This is a genomic window from Natrinema salinisoli (assembly GCF_020405205.1).
Taxonomy (GTDB): domain Archaea; phylum Halobacteriota; class Halobacteria; order Halobacteriales; family Natrialbaceae; genus Natrinema; species Natrinema salinisoli.
In genome coordinates, this window is the sequence record NZ_CP084469.1 from 3092297 (window position 1) to 3109050 (window position 16754).

The window sequence follows — 16754 nt, forward strand, 5'->3', positions numbered from 1 at the left end:
GCCTACTGGCTGGCGAACTCGCGCGCCCAGTTTTCGATCCAGCCGTCGAGGCTGCCCCGAAGCTCCTCGTAGCCGATCGTCACCGCCTCCGGCGGGACGTGTGCGTACCGGTCGAACTCCTCGTCGAGATCGACGTGTTCCGCGGCGACGGCCGGGAACTGGACGTTTCGCTGGGCGATCTGGGCCTGCGCATCGCTCGAGAGAGCGAAGTCGAGGAATTCGTACGCGAGATCGACCTCGCTCGCTCCCTCGAAGATCCCCATTCCCTCGGGGTTGGCGTACCCCTGATCGTTCGGGAAGGCGATCTGGTGGCGACTCATATCGTAGTCGTACTGGTTGGCGAACACCTGATCGGTCGAGTACGAGACGACCATCGGCCGATCCCCCTCCATGTACGCACCGGTGTACGACTCGCTCCAGTCGTTGAGAACCCGGATCCCGTTGTCCATGAGTCCCTGCCAGTAGTCGAGGTATCCGTCCTCGCCGTAGGCGTCGATCGTCCACAGCAAGAACGCCTGGCCGGGGTCGGACTGCTGGGCGTTCTGGGCGAGCAGGGCGTCCTCGTAGGCCGGTACGGTGAGATCGTCGAGCGTCTCGGGCTCGTCGACGACGTTCTCGTCGTAGACGAGACAGATGTAGCCCGTGTCGTAGGCGAGTACCCGGCCATGCGGGTCGCCCATGTCGAGTCCGTCCCGGATCCGGTCGGCCCGATCGATCCGATCGACGTTGAGGTCCCGAAGGAGACCGCCGTCGTCGAGATTGTCGTCGACTCTGACGAGGTCGTCGACGTTGGCCCCGAGATAGACGTCGGCGTCGATATCGGCGCCTTGTTGTTCGCGATCGATGTAGTCGTTGATCCCGTTGTTCGGAACCGTCCACGTCAGTTCCGCGTCGGAGTACGCTTCCTCGAACGCCTCCTTGAGCCACGGCCCGGCCGGGTCCTCGCCGTCGACCATCGATTCGTAGGTCGCGACCCGAAGCTCCCCCTCGAGATCCGGGTCCTCCGGCTCCGGATCTCCGGTTCCGGTTCCGTTCCCGTTCCCCTGGTCGTTCTCCCCGTCGCGCGTCAGACAGCCGGCGAATCCGGCGACTGCACTCCCACCGACCGCCCCCACGAACGTTCGTCGTTTCATTACCCGGTGGTTGCACTGGGTAGTCTTAAGACCCTTGATCGGCGTCGTGCCGTTTCGAACCCGCCGCTCGAGCCGAAAGACTTTGTTCCCCGAATGCGACCCACGAATGTGACAGGGACCTCGACCGAGAGTGCCGGCGGAAACAGGCGCCGTCGGTACGTTCTCGCGGGAATCGTCGTCGCACTGGGGATCGTGACCGGCGGCATCCTGCTCGAGGTCCTCGGAACGATCCTTTTCGCGCTTACCGTCGCCTACGTGTTGTTGCCGGTCCAGGGATGGCTCGTCAGGCGCGGCCTCTCCGAGTGGACCGGCGCGCTCGCTGCGACTCTAATCGGGTTCGTGAGTGCGATCGCGGTCTTCGCACCGATCGTCGTGGCGATGTACTTCCGCATCGAGCAGGTGGTCGACGCTGTCGAGGGACTCCCACGGGAGTTGACGATCACGGTGCTCGAGGTGGCGTACCCGATCAAAGCGGGCGAGGTCCAGACGATGGCGGCCGACTATCTCAGCGACGCTGCGACCTTGTTCGCGCTCGCGCTCCCGGTGCTCGCGATCAAGTTCGCGCTGTTCGTCGTCCTCCTCTTTGGTATCTTGCTCAAAGGCGATGAGGCGGGACGGGCCGCCGTCGCACCGATTCCCCATGAGTATCGAGACGTCGTCTACGCGCTCGCGACGCGCGCTCGCGAGACGCTGTACGCGATCTACGTCCTGCAGGTCGCGACCTCGATCGCGACGCTGGTCATTGCCTATCCGCTGTTCTGGGTTCTCGGCTACGAGGCGGCGTTGACGCTCGCTATCGTCGCCGCGGTTTTGCAGTTCGTCCCGATCATCGGTCCGAGTCTGCTCATCGCCCCGATCGCGCTCTATCACGTCGCCGCCGGCGATCTCGTCGCCGCTGTCCTGATGGGCGTTTTCGGCCTGTTGCTCGTGGCCTGGCTTCCCGATATCGCCGTTCGACCGCGGTTAGCCCGCCGCTCCGCCGGGCTGCCCGGCAGCCTCTACTTCGTCGGCTTCACCGGCGGCCTCTTCACGCTCGGCCCGATCGGCGTCGTCGTCGGTCCGTTACTCGTCGCGGTCTTCGTCGAAGCCGTCGATCTGCTCGCCGACGAGGTCAACACCGACGCCACGTTCGCGGAGATCATCGAACACGACCTCGAGGAACCGCCCGAGGAGCCGACCAGCGAAGAAACCACGTTCGCGGAGTCGAGTTCGGAGTTCGCAGACGACTGACCGCTCGCTCGAGATCGGAGGCGGATCGCGGCGACACCACGGACCACCGACACTTTTCACTTCGCTCCCCGTCCGTTCAGTATGGTCCGGAGTAGCACCATCGTCAACGCGGTCATCGGAGCCGTTATCGGCGTCGTCCTCTCGTTCATCCCCCTCTCTCCGGCTCTCGGCGGGGCCGTCGCGGGATTTCTCGAGGGGCCGAACGAGCGTGCGGGCACGATTGCGGGAGCACTGGCCGGCGTGATCACGTTCCTTCCGATCGTCGCCGGTAGCTTCCTGCTTTTCGGCTTCCTCGGGCTCGGACTCCTGGGCGGCGCTCCGGGTAGCGGGATCGCCTTCGCCTCGATTTTCATCTTCGGGTTCCTCTTCTTCGTGCTCGTCTACACCGTCGGCTTCTCGGCACTCGGCGGCTATCTGGGGGCGTACCTCGCGCGGGAGTATCCCGACCGACAGCGCCGGACTCGGGACACGATCGGGTTCGAGACGGACGGCGACCGACCGCCTCGTACCGCTGACACCGTTTCCACCCGTGACGGCGACGTCGACACGGCGTCGACCCGGGATCGCGATGCCGATGCGACATCGGCACGGGACCCCGACGCCGAGTCGGATCGATCCACGTCGAGCGGATTCGAAGGAGATCGGTATTCGGGGCGGGACCGAGATCGTGAATCGGACCTCGAGTAACCCCGTTTCCCACGAAACCGCCCTATCCGCGCCGCGAGTCACTCGTATCTGAGCGCGTCGATCGGATCCGTCCGCGCCGCCCGCCAGGCGGGATACAGTCCGGCGACGATCCCCACGAGCATTCCGACGACGACCGCGAGCGCGACGTACTCGAGGGGGTAAACGAGCGGGAGATCGATGTACTGCGCGCCGAGATAGCCCCCGAGGAGTCCGAGCCCGGTCCCGAGGATGGACCCGATGACGCCGAGGACGATGGATTCGGTGAGAAAGAGGCCGAGAACGTCGCGGTTTTGCGCGCCGACCGCTTTCATGATGCCGATCTCGCGGGTCCGTTCGGTGACGCTCACGAGCATGATGTTCGCGATGCCGATCGAGCCGACCAGCAGGGAGATGGCCGCGATGCCCACGATGAAGTTCCGCAGGAGGTCCAGGACGTCCTGCAGCTGCTGGAGGAGTTCCGTACTCGTCTGAAACCGGACGGCGAGGTCGTCGCCCATCAGCTCACTCGCGTCGGAGCGGTCGCTCTCGAGGTAGGCGGTCGCGCTCTCCCGGGCGGCGTCGATGTCGGCGTCGGCGGCCGACGGGGCCTCGACGACGATCGCGAGGAAGCGAACGTCGCTACCCGTTTCGGTTTCGGTATCGCCCCCACCACCGCCCAGCGCCGACGCCTGCTCCGTGTAGTAGGGGTCCGTCGGCACGTAGATCCGAGGCGAGGACTCGAACCCCTCGAAGGGACTTTGCCCCTCGCTCGTGTCGGTGATGCCGACCACCTCGAGCGTCGTCTGCTGGCCGCCGAAGATCGTTACCGTGAGTTCGTCGCCGACGGTGACGTTCTCCTCGAACTGGTTCGCCGCCGCCGGATTCAGCACGGCCTCGCGTTCGCCCATCCGGAACTGTCTCCCTTCCGCCAGCCGTTCCTCACGGATGTACGACGGCCCCGAGGCGATCAACCCGTTCCCCTGTGCGACCGTCTCGTTGCCGTTCGAAACCGTCTGCATCTGAATGTTCGCGTAGCCGTACGCTGCGTCGACGTCTTCGAGTTCCTCGACCGCCTCGAGATCGTCCTGCGTGAAGACGGGCTGGGCGCCCGCGAGCGGGCCGCCCTCGGTGTCGGGCTCGGCGGCCCAGCCGTAGACGTTGCGCTGGTCGTCCGGGCTGATGTCGCCGATGATCCCCGCCTGCAAACTGGCGCCCAGCGTGACGAACGCGATCACCGCCGCGATGCCGATCACGATCCCCAGCGTCGTCAGCGCCGATCGGAGCTTGTGACCGCGAATGGACCGCCAGGAGAGTCGCAGGCTCTCGAGCGGGTTCATTCGGAATCGGCCCCCGGATCCGACTCTCGGCCCGCGATCGAATCCGTCGTCACGCCGTCGTTGCCGGGTCCGTCGAGTTCCTCGATCCGCTCGATTTTCCCGTCGAGCAGGTGGACGATCCGGTCGGCCCGCTCGGCGACGTGTCGCTCGTGGGTGACGACCAGCATCGTCGTTCCGGCCGCGTGAAACTCGTCGAAGAGGTCCAGGATGTCCGCCTCGGTGTCCGTATCGAGGTTCCCCGACGGCTCGTCGGCCAGAACGATCGCCGGATCGTTGACGAGCGCCCGCGCGAGCGCGACCCGCTGGCGCTGGCCGCCCGACAGTTCGTTCGGGAGGTGATCCGCCCGGTCTCCGAGGCCGACCCGCTCGAGCAGGTCCCGCGCCCGTTCCCGGCGCTCCGCGCGATCGATACCCTGGAACAACTGCGGTAGCGCGACGTTCTCGAGGGCGTTCAGCCGCGGCATGAGGTTGAACGTCTGGAAGACGAACCCGACCTCAGTCCCCCGGAGCCGGGTTCGTTCGCGGTCACCGAGCGCCCCGACCGTTCGACCGCCGACGGCGACCGACCCCTCCGTCGGCGTGTCGAGACAGCCGACGAGGTTCATCAGCGTCGATTTGCCGGACCCGCTCGGTCCCATGATGGCAGTATAGGACCCCTGTGGCACCTCGAGCGTGACGCCGTCGAGCGCGTGCACCGGCTCGCCGATCCGGTAGGTCTTGTGGACGTTCGAGAGGGCTACCGCCGTCTCCCGTACCATGGAGGGTCGTCCACGGACGGTTCAAAAAAAGTTCGGCGCAACGAGGGGACGTGCGAAAACGGGTTCGACGCCGGTCGGGGACTCGAGACGATCGATCGAACGCCGACCCGTCGATCTCCGAGTGTCGTCGCGAGATGTAACGTTTTTCTCGCCGCCGCTCGCTTGAGGAACCATGAAGACGGAAGGCGGCTCCACCGCGGCGAAACGCCGCGCCGGCGAACGGGCGGCCGAGGCGGTCGAAGACGGATTCGTCGTCGGACTCGGTACCGGCTCGACGACGGCCCACGCGATCCGGGCGATCGGTCGCGCCGTCGACGACGGCCTCGCGGTCCGCGGGATTCCGACCTCGTTCCAGTCCCGCCAGCTCGCGCTCGAGGTCGGGATCCCCCTGACCGATCTCGACGCGGTCGACGGCGTCGACCTCGCGATCGACGGTGCCGATCAGGTCGTCGACGGCGAAACCGGCGCTCACGGCGCCCTCATCAAGGGCGGCGGTGCGGCTCACGCGCGCGAGAAGCTCGTCGATACGGCGGCAGACCGGTTCGTCGTCGTCGCCGATCCCTCGAAGCTGACCGACCGACTCGAGCGCCCGGTTCCGGTCGAAGTGCTCCCCGACGCCCACACCGTTACGGCGGACCGGATCGAGGAGCTGGGCGGCGACCCGACGCTCCGCGACGCCGAGCGAAAGGACGGCCCCGTCGTGACCGACAACGGCAATCTTGTGCTGGACTGTGCGTTCGGTCCCATCGACGATCCCGACGAACTGGCGACGCGACTCTCGAGGCTCCCCGGTGTCGTCGAACACGGCCTGTTCGTCGGGGTGGCCGACGCGACGTACGTCGGTACCGACGACGGGGTCGAGGTCCGTCGCTACTGACTCGAGTTCGAAATTATCCCCTTTCGCTTCGGTACTCGACCACAGTGTCCGTCGGCCCGCCGACCGGTTTCGGAAACAGGCCGGCGGCCACGTAACATGCCCCGAACAGACGGGTTACCGGCACCACCCACCGTTTCACCTCGAGCTCGTCGGCGTTCTCGTAGGCGACCGCCAGAGCGAGTTCGACGGTCGTTCGGGGGACCAATGCGAGGACGAACCCGACGGCGGCGAGTGCGTTCCGGACGCTCGTCGGGACCTCCTCGTCGCGACCGAGGAGCCAGACGAACGCCATCCCCTCGAGCCGAGCGATCGGAATCGTCCAGGGCCGGAACCGTCCGGCGTCAGGGGTTTCGAACGCCAGCCGTTCGCCGTAGCCGATGAGTCTCCCCGGTGCGATCACCTCGAACAGTCCGACGCCGATTGCCAGTGCTCGACGGACGGGTCCCACTTCGGTCACCTCGAGCGGATCCGCAGCCGGCGCGAGGACTGGTCTCCGTCGTCGCGACCCTCGTCGGACGCCGTCTCCGTGCCCGTGCTCCGCGAGAGCAGCGTGACGGTCAGGTAGAGGACGCCGAGCAGCCGCGCTGCGGGCACGACCCACGGCTGTACCTCGAGGTCGTCGGTGTCGGCGTAGACCAGATGCTGGCTGAGTCCGATGATCGGCCGTGGGACGAGGACGAGCGTCAGCCCGGCGAGCCCGAGCAGGGCGGAGACGAGCGTTGATCCCTGTCGGCGGCGGACGAGCAGCCAGACGAAGACGAGCCCCTCGAGCCGAGCGCCCGTCAGCGCGAGCGGCCGTCGCCGGGCCGCGTCGGGGTTTCGCAGACCGATCCGCTCACAGGCCTCGATGACCGGCTTCGGTTTGATAATCTCGAGCAGTCCGAAGCCGATCAGGAGCGTGCGCAGCATGGCCACGTCTACGACGGGGAGCAGCAAAAAACTCGACCTGGGTATGACCACCCATCGGTCGTCGCGGTCCGATCGGCGCTGGTGCCGATACTCGCCGCTATTCGGCGTAGCGTCCGAAAAAATCGCGTTAGTATCGAACCTTACAGGTCGCGGGGCTGGACCGTCTTCCGGTCGTTAGCCTCTGCACGTCGCGCTGCGTCCGCGAGGAGTTCGTCGACTTCCTCGTCGAGTGCGTCGTAGAAATCCGAGGCGACGTTTTTGTCATCGAGCGCTTCCTTGACGGCGGCTTTGACGATAAGATCTGCCATACGATATACTCGTTTCCGGTTACCTCATATATATGTTTTGGTTAGTCGTGGAAATACGGGGGTTCCAGCGGTTGATTCGTCCGTTTCGGTGCGCAGAACCACCGGAAAGTATATAGTTGATGAACAGCCGGCGGGGATTTCGGGGCGATCGAGACACCGTATTCGGCTCGCGCGCGGTCCTCCGGGGCTCCCGCGCGTGTTCAGCGATACTATCTGCTGAGAATCGTTAGCTCGCGACTCGAACCCCGGTCGACGGATTCGAGTACGTCGGCCCTCGAGGAAAGGTATGCGCGAACTCCTCGAGGCCGTCGCCGACGGCTCGCTGTCGCCGGCACAGGCCGAAGCCGAGCTCAGGGGCTACGTCGTCGGCGACGCCGGCCGATTCGATGCGGCTCGCGAGCAGCGACGCGGGATTCCGGAAGCGATATTCGCGGAGGGAAAGTCGGCCGAACAGATCGTCGCACTCGCGGAAACCGCCCTCGAGACGACGGGTCGGGCGTTGCTCACTCGAGTGTCCGAGTCCCTGTTCGAGGCGCTCGAGACCCATCTCGGGGAGGCGATTCCCGACGCCACGATCGATCGCCGGACCACGACGGTCCGTGTGACGAGCCCCGAGTACGAACAGCCGTCGCTCGATGCGACGGTGGGAATCGCGACCGGTGGAACGGTCGACGGGCCGGTCGCGGACGAAGCAGGGATGGTTCTTCGAGACGCGGGCGTGACGGTCGATCGGGTCGACGATATCGGCGTCGCGTCGCTGGATCGGACCCTCGATCAGCTCGATCGACTCCGCGAGGCGGACGTGCTGATCGTCGCCGCCGGTCGAGAGGGCGCTCTGCCGACCGTCGTCGCCGGTCTCGTCGATACGCCCGTCATCGGCGTCCCGGTCGCCAGCGGCTACGGCCACGGCGGCGACGGCGAGGCGGCACTCGCCGGCATGCTTCAGTCCTGTACCGTGCTCTCGGTCGTCAACATCGACGCGGGGTTCGTCGCCGGTGCGCAGGCGACGCTCTTCGCACGCGCGATCGATACTCCACGGTCCTGACGACGTCCTTATTCTCGAAAAATATTTCCCGAAACCGAAAAGCCAAACAGTGTATGGTGAAGGCTATTTATTCGTTCGACCAGTATACTACGGTACCGGCTCCGGCCGGTGTGACCAATGCCCAAGTGTGACCACTGCGGCGCGCACGTCTCCGAACGGTTCGCACGTGTCTTCGCCGACGAAGACGGCGAAATCCACGCGTGTGTCAGCTGTTCGGCCAACGCCGGAATCGCAGAGGCCGCGAAAGAGCGCGCTCGCGGTACCTGACCACATCGCTACCACGCGATCAACAACCACGCGCCCCCACGGACGAGACGCTTTTTACGCACCCCCGCCTGTCCACGAGCGATGGCCGACCACGTCGTCTACGTCCTCGAGTGCGCCGACGGCTCCCTCTACACCGGCTACACGACCGACCTCGAGCGACGCGTCGCCGAACACGATGCGGGCGAGGGCGCGAAGTACACGCGCGGACGGACGCCGGTCGAACTCCGATACCACGAGGAGTTCGACTCGAGGTCGGCAGCCATGTCTCGCGAGTACGAGATCAAGCAACTGAGCAGGGCCGCGAAAGAGCGACTCATCGGGCTCGAGTGAGCCGTCCCGACTCGGCGTACGCCAGTCCGCCACCACATTATATCACATCTAACGTCCGAAAAATAGATACTGTCCGAGGCTGGTAGTTACCATACGATGCAAATCGACGTCGTCGACGATCTCAAACAACCCGAATACACCGGCGAGAACCGGTGTGAACCGTGTACCGTGTTGAACCTCGTCATCGCAGCGGTAGTCGGCTCGCTGATCGCGCGCAAGTCCCGCCTCGGCGGCCTCCTCGCGATTACGGTCTCCGTCGCGCTAATCTATCTCAGAGGCTATCTCGTTCCCGGAACGCCGACGTTGACGAAACGGTACCTTCCGCCCGAAGTGCTGCGCTGGTTCGGGAAAGAGCCCGATCCGGGGGTCGCGAGCGGCCTCGGTGCCGCCGGCTCGACCGGGACGACCTCTGCCGATGCATCCCGCTCCGGCACCGATTCGACCGACACCTCGTCGCCGTCCGGTGACGTCGCCACGTTCGACGAAACCGACGACGTCGCCGCGACCGACGGCGAGGACGAACAGGCGATCGTCGACCTCGAGACGTTCTTCCTCGACCACGACGTCCTCGAGCCGTGCTCGGACAGGGACGACCTCTGTCTCACCGACGCGTTCGAGACCGCCTGGTTCGACGAGATCGAGCCGCTCGACGAGTCGGGGGTCGACGCCGCGGCGGCCGTCGACGCGTTCGGATTCGAGGCCGATCCCGACGAGTTCGAATTCGAGACCCGCGACGAGACTCAGATCTTGATGGCGGGGGGCCGCGGAGCCGGCCGCTGGCCCTCTCGGGCCGGGCTGATCGCGGACGTCGCCGCGAGTCGGGCGCTCGAGACGTGGATCGACGACTGGGACGCGTACGATCCCGAGACGAAAGGCGAGGTGCTCAACAGCCTCCGGATGTTCCTCGAGACGTGTCCCTCCGGCGGCGACGTGGAGATGGGCGAGGAGGTCGTCGAATCCTGCTGTACGTCCCATCAGGTCGTCGCGGTGACCTGCGAGGAGACGGGCGAACGGCTCTTCGAACAGCGCCTCTCCGACGTCGAGGCCTGATTCGGCCTCGCGAAGCGTGCCGTCGCTTTTTTCGCGCCGGCTGCCGACCATACGAGCATGGAGACGATCAGGTTCGGCACCGACGGCTGGCGGGCGACGCTCGAGGAGTTTACGGCCCCGCGAGTTCGGATGGTGGGGCAGGCGGTCGCGACGTATCTCGCGGATGAGGGGGTCGAGGACCCGGTCGCGGTCGGATACGATGCCCGCGAGACCTCCCGCGGATTCGCCGAGGAACTGACGCGAGTGCTGTGTTCGAACGGGTTCGACGTCCTGCTTTCGGACCGGGACCGGCCGACGCCGCTGGTCGCCTACGCGATCGCCGATCGAGATCTCGCCGGCGGGCTCGTGATTACGGCCTCGCACAATCCGCCGGAGTACAACGGCGTGAAGTTCATTCCCGGGGACGGGGCCCCGGCCCTGCCCGCCGTCACCGACGCCATCGCGGAGCGGCTCGCCGAACCCGATCCGCTCCCCGAGAGCGACCACGGGACCGTCCGCGAGGTCGACTTCGCCGCTCCCCACGCCGACGCCGCCCTCGAACTGGTCGCGTCGATTACGGGCGGGACCGACCTTTCGGAACTAACCGTCGCCTACGACGCCATGCACGGGAGCGGCCGCGACACGACCGACGCACTGCTCGAGCGCGCCGGTGCCACCCTCGAACGGTTCCGCTGCGAGCGCGACCCCGAGTTCGGCGGCGGCTCCCCCGAACCCGCAGCCGAGAACCTCGTGGCGCTGACCGAGACCGTCACGGACGACGACAGCGACGTCGAGCTGGGGATCGCGAACGACGGGGACGCCGACCGACTCGCCGTCATCACGCCCGACCGGGGCTACCTCGACGAGAACCTGTTCTTCGCCGCGCTGTACGACTACCTGCTCCAGGACGCGTCGGGTCCGGCGATCCGGACGGTTTCGACGACCTACCTGATCGACCGGGTCGCCGAGGCCCACGGCGAGACCGTCCACGAGGTCCCGGTCGGCTTCAAGTGGGTCGCCGAGGCGATGGCCGATCACGACGCGCTGGTCGGCGGCGAGGAGTCCGGTGGCTTCACCGTCCGGGGACACGTCCGCGAGAAAGACGGCGTCCTGATGGCGCTGCTCGCGGCCACGATGCACGCCGACGAGCCGCTCGACGCTCGGGTCGACCGACTCCTCGAGGAGCACGGCACCGTCGTCCAGGACAAGATCAGCGTGGCCTGTCCCGACAGCGAGAAATCGCGGGTGCTGTCCGATCTCGAGGGCGCGATCCCCGAGACCGTCGCGGGAACGGCGGTGGAGGACGTGAACACCGCCGACGGGTTCAAACTCCTGCTGGCCGACGGCTCGTGGCTGCTGGTCCGTCCGAGCGGGACCGAGCCCGTGCTTCGGGTATACGCCGAGGCTGGGGACGAAGAGCGGGTTGGGGAACTGCTTGAGGCGGGCGAGGAACTGGTCGAACCACTCGTCTGAGTATTCGCTCAGACACGTTCCGGTCAGTCGACTCGCTCCGCCGGCACGCCCACGACGGTCGCGCCCGCCGGGACGTCCTCGGTGACGACCGAGCCGGCACCGACGGCCGCGTCCTCGCCGATCGTGATATCGCCCAACAGCGTCGCGTTCGCGCCCAACTGCACGCCCTCCTCGACGGTCGGGTGGCGCTTGACCGGCTCGTTGGTGTCCCCGCCGAGCGTGACGCCGTGGTACATGTGGACGTCGTCGCCGATCTCGGCCGTTTCGCCGATGACGACGCCCATCCCGTGATCGATCGTCACCCGGCGACCGAGCTCGGCGGCCGGATGGATCTCGACGCCCGTCAGCAGGCGCACGAGGTGGGAGAACAGCCGCGCGAACAGCCGACCGATGGGGCCGCCGTTCCAGCATCGGTGGGCGAGCCGGTGTGACCAGACCGCGTGGAGGCCCGGATAACAGCACACCACCTCGAGCCACCCCTTCGCGGCGGGGTCGCGCTCGCGCATCGCCCGCACGTCCTCACGCATGCGTTCGAACATCGCTCCCCGTCGTAGTCCTCGTTGAAATGGCCTCGACGTGATGCCGTCGGGTGGACTCGCGAGTCGGCGAGCGGCAACACCGGCCCGCGGCGCGTGGCGGATAGTTCCGGACGGTGCACGCGGTGTGGCCGGTGGATACCATATCCGAACGTAGCAGCGGGGGCAGTGTAAAAAGATTCGTTTCCGCTCCCCTTCGGCGGGTCGAGCGTTCGACAGCGGATTCGTGTTCGCGGGCAGCCCCGTTCGATCACTCCCCTCGAGCGAGTCGCGTTCCGATTCGCGCCGGTAACCCCGCGTCTTCGACGGCCTCCTGTACGGCTTCGATATCGTACTCGACTCGGTGGGTGTCGACCGTCAGTCCGTCGAGATCCAACACGGCGTACCCCGCTCGCGGATCCCCGTCGCGGGGTTGGCCGACGCTGCCCGGATTCACGACGATTCCCTCCGCGAACTGCTTCGCACCCTGAACGTGGGTGTGACCGAGTACCAGGACGTCCTCGTCTCCGAGCAGTCGGGGTGAGAACTCCTTCGGGTACGTGTATCGGGTGTAGCGATCCGGGTCGTCCGGATGCCCGTGGACGAGTTTCACCCGGCCATCACAGGCGAAGCTTTCGGCCGGTAGCGAGGCCAGCCACTCGAGCTGGTCATCGGAGAGCTGCTTTTTGGCGTGATCGACGCCCGCCTTTGCCATGCCGTTGAATCGGAAGGGGGTGTCTCCGGCGACCGCCGCGTCGTGGTTCCCCATCACCGTCGGCACGTCCCGCTCCCGCAACTCGTCGACGCAGTCGGCGGGCCAGGGGTTGTAGCCGACGACGTCGCCCGCACAGAGCAGTTCGTCTACCGGCGGCATATCCTCGAGGACGGCCTCCAGCGCGACCCGATTGCTGTGAACGTCCGAAATAAGTCCGACCTTCATGCTCGAGGGTAAGCGGTGCGAGTGGTATGTAGGTTATCCAACTCCCGTTCAGAACGGAGGGTCTTCGTGTCACTTCAGTTCGATTGACCGACGTGGGGTGGCGCACGCTGTCGGCCGGCCGAACGAAAGTGAGGTCGGCCGATGACAGCGTGCGAGGGATGAGCGAGGGAGCCGTGCGATCGAGCGAATCGGCTGGGGAGGGCGTGGAAACTCCCTGCAGCCACGATAGCGTGATACCTGCTTTTCCCTCGATCCCTTCGAGCGCTATTTCGTGGGTATCGACCGACAGATTTCAGCAGGCGATAGGATCCGTGCCGATCAGTCGCCGTTCTCGATCGCCGTCTCGAACCCGTCTCCCGTTCGGGCGACGCCGGCCGCACAGACCGCGTGTTCGAACTCGTGGTCGTACACTTCGCTCGCGGCCGCCTGAGCACTGTCGGCCTCAAGCTCGAACGCTTCGGGGGCGTTCGTCTCGTAGGTCGCGACCAGCGTCGGCTCGTCGACGGTTTCGACGAGCAAGGCGTCCTTCCGAACCGTCCCGATCAGGGCCTCGCCGTCGTCGCCCATCGTCGCGGCGATGCGGGGCGTGTCGTAATCGTCCTTCTCGTAATCCAGCGCCAGCAGGCTCTCGGCCAGCGCGTCGCGAGCCGGATAGCCGAGCTCGAGCTTCTCCGCGATCGGATCGACGTGCGAGCCGTTCCCGAAGGCCGCCGTCTCGCCCGTCGGGGTCTCGACGACCCGCAGACAGTTGTAGGAGACGTAGGGGTTGTCCGTTGCCGGGGCGTCCGCGGTGGGACCGACGGTGAGCGCCTCGTCTCGAGCGGTGATCTCGCGGTTCGGGAACGACCGCGACGATACACGGTACGCTCCGACTTCGGGACCGACGACGACGAATCGTCCGACGTACATACCCGGGACTGGGCGGGAGAGGGGAAAAGGGGTATCGGTTCGGGCTCGAGCGGCGGCCGTCGCCGCGTGGTTCGAGGGTTTATATGCGATAGCGCGGCCAACGGCGGTGTGGCTACGGAGGACGAGTGTCTCGAGGCGTTGCAGCGGGCGGCCAAACAACTCGGCGAGTCGCCGACGAAAGCACAGTACGAGGAGCTAGGTCTGACGCCGGCTTCTGCGACCATCATGAAAACAATGGGTGGGTGGAACGCAGCGAAAGAGCGGGCAGATTTGGAAACATTTGACCCGCAGGTGACGGGTGGACAGCCGATCCAGCCAAAACCGGATTGGGTTGACATTCCTGATGATACCGATTGGAAGGAACTCACTGGTCAACAACGCTGGTACTACAAGAACCGTGGTGAACGTATTTGTCGAAAGGACCGCCGTCGAAACCGACTTCGAAAGCGGCTCCGTACGTATAAAGACGAACAGTGTGAATGTCGACGATGCGATGAAGATCGGCCACCTTGTCTTGATTTTCACCATCCTGGTCAAAAGGAATCGAATATATCGAAGATGGTGAATAACGGGTACTCCTGGAACAGTATTCGAGAGGAGATCGACCACTGCATCGTCCTCTGTGCGAACTGCCATCGACTGGAACATCATGACTCAGTCGTTGATCACCTGAGTTCGTAACACTCTAATACGGAACCCAACTATGTGGTAATACACCGTCGGAAATCAGAGCCGACGGAAACATGTCAAGTCCATTAGGGTAGCGGCCAATCCTGAAGCCTTCTGGGGGCTTCGACGCTGGTTCGAATCCAGCATGGACTACTTCTCTGCCGTTTCGAATCGAGCATTTCCCCAGCCACGCCTCTCGATCTCCAGTTGAAACGAAGGGGTCTTGAAATAGTTTTCACGGTACCAGAAGTCATATTTTCGTGCCCCCAGTAGCTACCCAGTATGAACCGACGGACATTCCTCGCTGTCGGGGGGGCGGCAGCGTTCGGCGGGGTCGCTGGCTGTCTCGGCAACAACAGCGGGACGGCTGCAAACGAGTTCGATTACGAGACGACGACGACTGATGGAGTCGCGGTTCCGCTCGCGCCGGTCGACGACGTCTTCGACTGGTACGAAAACGACGAGGCGCGCTTCGCGGACGCACGCGGTCGCGATCAGTACGAGACGATTCGCATCGCGGACGCCGTCTTTTCGCCGGCTCCAGACGGAACCGAAGACGATCCGGTGGAGGAATGGTCGACCGACACGCGAATCGTCACCTACTGTGGCTGCCCGCATCACCTCTCGTCCCAGCGGGCCGCGTCGCTGATCGATGCGGGATACGAACACACGTACGCGATCGACGAAGGGCTCGGCGGATGGGCCAATAACGGATACCCGCTGGCGGGATCGGACGTCGAAACCGAACGGCAGACCTACGAAATCAGCGGGATGACCAGCGCCGATTACGCCGGTCAGATGGTCTCCCTCGAGCAAGTCGACGCCGATCGACGCGAAGCCGCACCGATCGCAGACGACGGCTCGTACACGCTGCAACTTCATTACGCCGGCTCGACCGACTCCCGATTCAGAGTCGAGGCCCCCGATTACACGACCGAGGGTACGCTCGCGGAACTGACGAGCGCCACGATAACGGCCTGACTCACTCGCTCTCGAGCCGGTCGTAGACTCCCGCTCGCTCGAGTTCGCCACGTTTCCGAACCACGTCAGGCGTCCGGCAAATCCCCGGCGCGCCGGTCACCTGCGGGACGGTACAGTTGTTGCAGCTTTCACAAAGCACCCGCGGAGATTCCGCTTCCGAATCAGTCTCAAGCAGTCGCGCACCCAGCCGCGGCTCGGCGTAGAAGGGGCGGGCCATGCCGACCATGTCGCAGGCGGCCCCCTCGCGACGATCACCGTCGTCAGCCCCCTCGTTCGGACCCAGCAGTCGATCCATCTCCCCCCGTCCTCGAATCCCGCCCTCCGCGAGAACGGGGACGGATACCTGCTCGCGCACGCGTCGACAGAAGTCCTCGTTCCATGCGGCTTCGAAGTCGTACTGCAGTGATTGCACTCGGTTCGCCAGAGAAACGAGCCGCCGTCGTGTCGACCCCCCGAAGGCCGCGTCGTACTCCTCCCACAGGGCCTCGTTGTTCCACGCCCGGTCGGGATACTCGCCGCGGATAATACTCATGTCCCACACGACCGACGTCTGTACCGGGACCACTGCGTCGTAGCCGATTTCCTCGAGCCGGCGGGCGATCTCGACCCCATCCGCGAGCGAGAGTTTCCGGCGAACGACGGGCGACGGCGGTGCGGGCGTTTCGGCGGGCACCTTCGTCAGCAGCGGGACGTCCCCCGCTCGCTCGCGGATCTCGTCGTGGACGACCGCGAGGAACTCGAGGCGAGCCGCGGGCGAACCGCCGAACTCGTCGTCCCGGCGGTTGTAGAAGGGCGACAGGAACTGCTGGACGATCCCCATGTTCGCGCCGGCGAGGTGGATCCCGTCGTAGCCGGCCTCGACGGCGTTGGCCGCCGCGCGGCCGAAATCCGCCGCGAGGTCGTACACCTCGTCGGTCGTGAGGACGTGCGGATCGTACTCGAGGAAGCCGACCCGGTCCAGCGCGCGCAACTGCCAGGGCGGGTTCGAGACGGCGAGTTGTTCGAGATCCGGATGCTCCTCGCGGTACTCGGCGTGCCAGGTCTCCATACTTCGGAGGCCACCGTGCTCGAGCTGGACGACGATCCGGCTCCCGTGGTCGTGAATCCGGTCGGTCAGCCGCGAGAGCTGTGCGACGAAGTCGGGATCGTGGACCCGGGTCATTCCCGGCGCGGCGCAGCCGCCCTCGCCGCGGACGATCGTCGCCCCCTGGCAGATGAGGCCGACGCCGGACTCGGCTGCGGGCTCGAGGTCGTCGATCAGCGTGTCGACTGCGTCGGGGCCGTTGCCCGCACACTCGAGTAGCGGCGCGCGGTAGAGCCGATTGGGGACCGTCAGACCGCCGATCTCGATGGGGGCCTCGAGGGTGGCCATGCAGGG

At 65.7% G+C, this 16754-nt stretch carries 20 protein-coding genes and 1 tRNA gene; 11 read left to right on the forward strand and 10 right to left on the reverse strand.

Going from position 1 to position 16754, the window contains the following annotated elements:
* Window positions 1-2 precede the first annotated feature (2 nt).
* Window positions 3-1133, reverse strand: a complete 1131-nt coding sequence (locus tag LDB05_RS15210) for a thiamine ABC transporter substrate-binding protein (protein ID WP_226004838.1) — start codon at window positions 1131-1133, stop codon at window positions 3-5.
* Between the two features lie 93 nt (window positions 1134-1226).
* On the opposite strand from LDB05_RS15210, the gene LDB05_RS15215 reads away from it, so the two are divergent.
* Together LDB05_RS15215 and LDB05_RS15220 are read left to right on the forward strand one after the other, a co-directional pair.
* Window positions 1227-2363, forward strand: coding sequence for an AI-2E family transporter (locus LDB05_RS15215; protein ID WP_226004839.1), 1137 nt, complete (start codon window positions 1227-1229; stop codon window positions 2361-2363).
* Between the two features lie 81 nt (window positions 2364-2444).
* Entirely contained in the window at window positions 2445-3050 is a 606-nt protein-coding gene (locus LDB05_RS15220) for a DUF5518 domain-containing protein (protein ID WP_226004840.1), read from the forward strand.
* A gap of 38 nt (window positions 3051-3088) precedes the next feature.
* Here LDB05_RS15220 and LDB05_RS15225 read toward each other — a convergent pair whose 3' ends face one another.
* Complete coding sequence (locus tag LDB05_RS15225; protein ID WP_226004841.1) at window positions 3089-4366, reverse strand: ABC transporter permease; 1278 nt, start codon at window positions 4364-4366, stop codon at window positions 3089-3091.
* Window positions 4363-5124: an ABC transporter ATP-binding protein gene (locus LDB05_RS15230; RefSeq protein WP_226004842.1), complete on the reverse strand. Its 762-nt coding sequence runs from the start codon at window positions 5122-5124 to the stop codon at window positions 4363-4365. Before LDB05_RS15230 ends, LDB05_RS15225 begins: the two co-directional genes overlap by 4 nt.
* A gap of 172 nt (window positions 5125-5296) precedes the next feature.
* On the opposite strand from LDB05_RS15230, the gene rpiA reads away from it, so the two are divergent.
* Window positions 5297-6001 (forward strand): ribose-5-phosphate isomerase RpiA, encoded by a 705-nt coding sequence (rpiA, locus tag LDB05_RS15235; RefSeq protein ID WP_226004843.1) that lies wholly within the window; start codon window positions 5297-5299, stop codon window positions 5999-6001.
* 13 nt (window positions 6002-6014) lie between these two features.
* Here rpiA and LDB05_RS15240 read toward each other — a convergent pair whose 3' ends face one another.
* From LDB05_RS15240 to LDB05_RS15250, 3 genes are all read right to left on the reverse strand, one after another.
* The gene (locus tag LDB05_RS15240; RefSeq protein WP_226004844.1) at window positions 6015-6449 is read right to left on the reverse strand and encodes a hypothetical protein; all 435 of its coding nucleotides are present in this window, start codon (window positions 6447-6449) and stop codon (window positions 6015-6017) included.
* A gap of 5 nt (window positions 6450-6454) precedes the next feature.
* Window positions 6455-6910, reverse strand: a complete 456-nt coding sequence (locus LDB05_RS15245; RefSeq protein ID WP_226004845.1) for a hypothetical protein — start codon at window positions 6908-6910, stop codon at window positions 6455-6457.
* Window positions 6911-7050: 140 nt separating this feature from the next.
* The gene (locus tag LDB05_RS15250; RefSeq protein WP_006665251.1) at window positions 7051-7218 is read right to left on the reverse strand and encodes a DUF1931 family protein; all 168 of its coding nucleotides are present in this window, start codon (window positions 7216-7218) and stop codon (window positions 7051-7053) included.
* Between the two features lie 286 nt (window positions 7219-7504).
* Between LDB05_RS15250 and larB the strand changes: the two genes are divergently transcribed.
* From larB to LDB05_RS15275, 5 genes are all read left to right on the forward strand, one after another.
* Window positions 7505-8263 carry a nickel pincer cofactor biosynthesis protein LarB gene (larB, locus tag LDB05_RS15255; RefSeq protein ID WP_226004846.1) on the forward strand — a complete coding sequence of 253 codons (759 nt, stop codon included), beginning with the start codon at window positions 7505-7507 and terminating at the stop codon, window positions 8261-8263.
* 117 nt (window positions 8264-8380) lie between these two features.
* Complete coding sequence (locus LDB05_RS15260; RefSeq protein WP_226004847.1) at window positions 8381-8530, forward strand: DUF7563 family protein; 150 nt, start codon at window positions 8381-8383, stop codon at window positions 8528-8530.
* Between the two features lie 81 nt (window positions 8531-8611).
* Entirely contained in the window at window positions 8612-8860 is a 249-nt protein-coding gene (locus LDB05_RS15265; protein WP_226004848.1) for a GIY-YIG nuclease family protein, read from the forward strand.
* 96 nt (window positions 8861-8956) lie between these two features.
* Window positions 8957-9910 carry a DUF8054 domain-containing protein gene (locus tag LDB05_RS15270; RefSeq protein ID WP_226004849.1) on the forward strand — a complete coding sequence of 318 codons (954 nt, stop codon included), beginning with the start codon at window positions 8957-8959 and terminating at the stop codon, window positions 9908-9910.
* Between the two features lie 57 nt (window positions 9911-9967).
* Window positions 9968-11362: a phosphoglucomutase/phosphomannomutase family protein gene (locus tag LDB05_RS15275; protein WP_226004850.1), complete on the forward strand. Its 1395-nt coding sequence runs from the start codon at window positions 9968-9970 to the stop codon at window positions 11360-11362.
* Window positions 11363-11385: 23 nt separating this feature from the next.
* Here the strand turns inward: LDB05_RS15275 and cysE are convergent, their stop codons facing one another.
* From cysE to LDB05_RS15290, 3 genes are all read right to left on the reverse strand, one after another.
* Entirely contained in the window at window positions 11386-11901 is a 516-nt protein-coding gene (gene cysE / locus LDB05_RS15280; protein ID WP_226004851.1) for a serine O-acetyltransferase, read from the reverse strand.
* 247 nt (window positions 11902-12148) lie between these two features.
* The gene (locus tag LDB05_RS15285; protein WP_226004852.1) at window positions 12149-12817 is read right to left on the reverse strand and encodes a metallophosphoesterase family protein; all 669 of its coding nucleotides are present in this window, start codon (window positions 12815-12817) and stop codon (window positions 12149-12151) included.
* Between the two features lie 318 nt (window positions 12818-13135).
* A complete protein-coding gene (locus LDB05_RS15290) occupies window positions 13136-13726 on the reverse strand; it encodes an IMP cyclohydrolase (protein WP_226004853.1) in 591 nt (196 codons plus the stop codon).
* A gap of 108 nt (window positions 13727-13834) precedes the next feature.
* Between LDB05_RS15290 and LDB05_RS15295 the strand changes: the two genes are divergently transcribed.
* The 3 genes from LDB05_RS15295 (at window position 13835) to LDB05_RS15305 (ending at window position 15376) form a co-directional block, all read left to right on the forward strand.
* Window positions 13835-14407 (forward strand): homing endonuclease associated repeat-containing protein, encoded by a 573-nt coding sequence (locus tag LDB05_RS15295; protein WP_226004854.1) that lies wholly within the window; start codon window positions 13835-13837, stop codon window positions 14405-14407.
* Window positions 14408-14475: 68 nt separating this feature from the next.
* Window positions 14476-14548, forward strand: a tRNA-Gln gene (locus LDB05_RS15300).
* Window positions 14549-14677: 129 nt separating this feature from the next.
* Window positions 14678-15376, forward strand: a complete 699-nt coding sequence (locus LDB05_RS15305) for a rhodanese-like domain-containing protein (protein ID WP_226004855.1) — start codon at window positions 14678-14680, stop codon at window positions 15374-15376.
* Window position 15377: 1 nt separating this feature from the next.
* On the opposite strand, the gene LDB05_RS15310 is transcribed toward LDB05_RS15305, so the two are convergent.
* On the reverse strand, window positions 15378-16748 hold the full coding sequence (locus LDB05_RS15310; protein ID WP_226004856.1) for an oxidoreductase: 1371 nt from the start codon (window positions 16746-16748) through the stop codon (window positions 15378-15380).
* Window positions 16749-16754 lie beyond the last annotated feature (6 nt).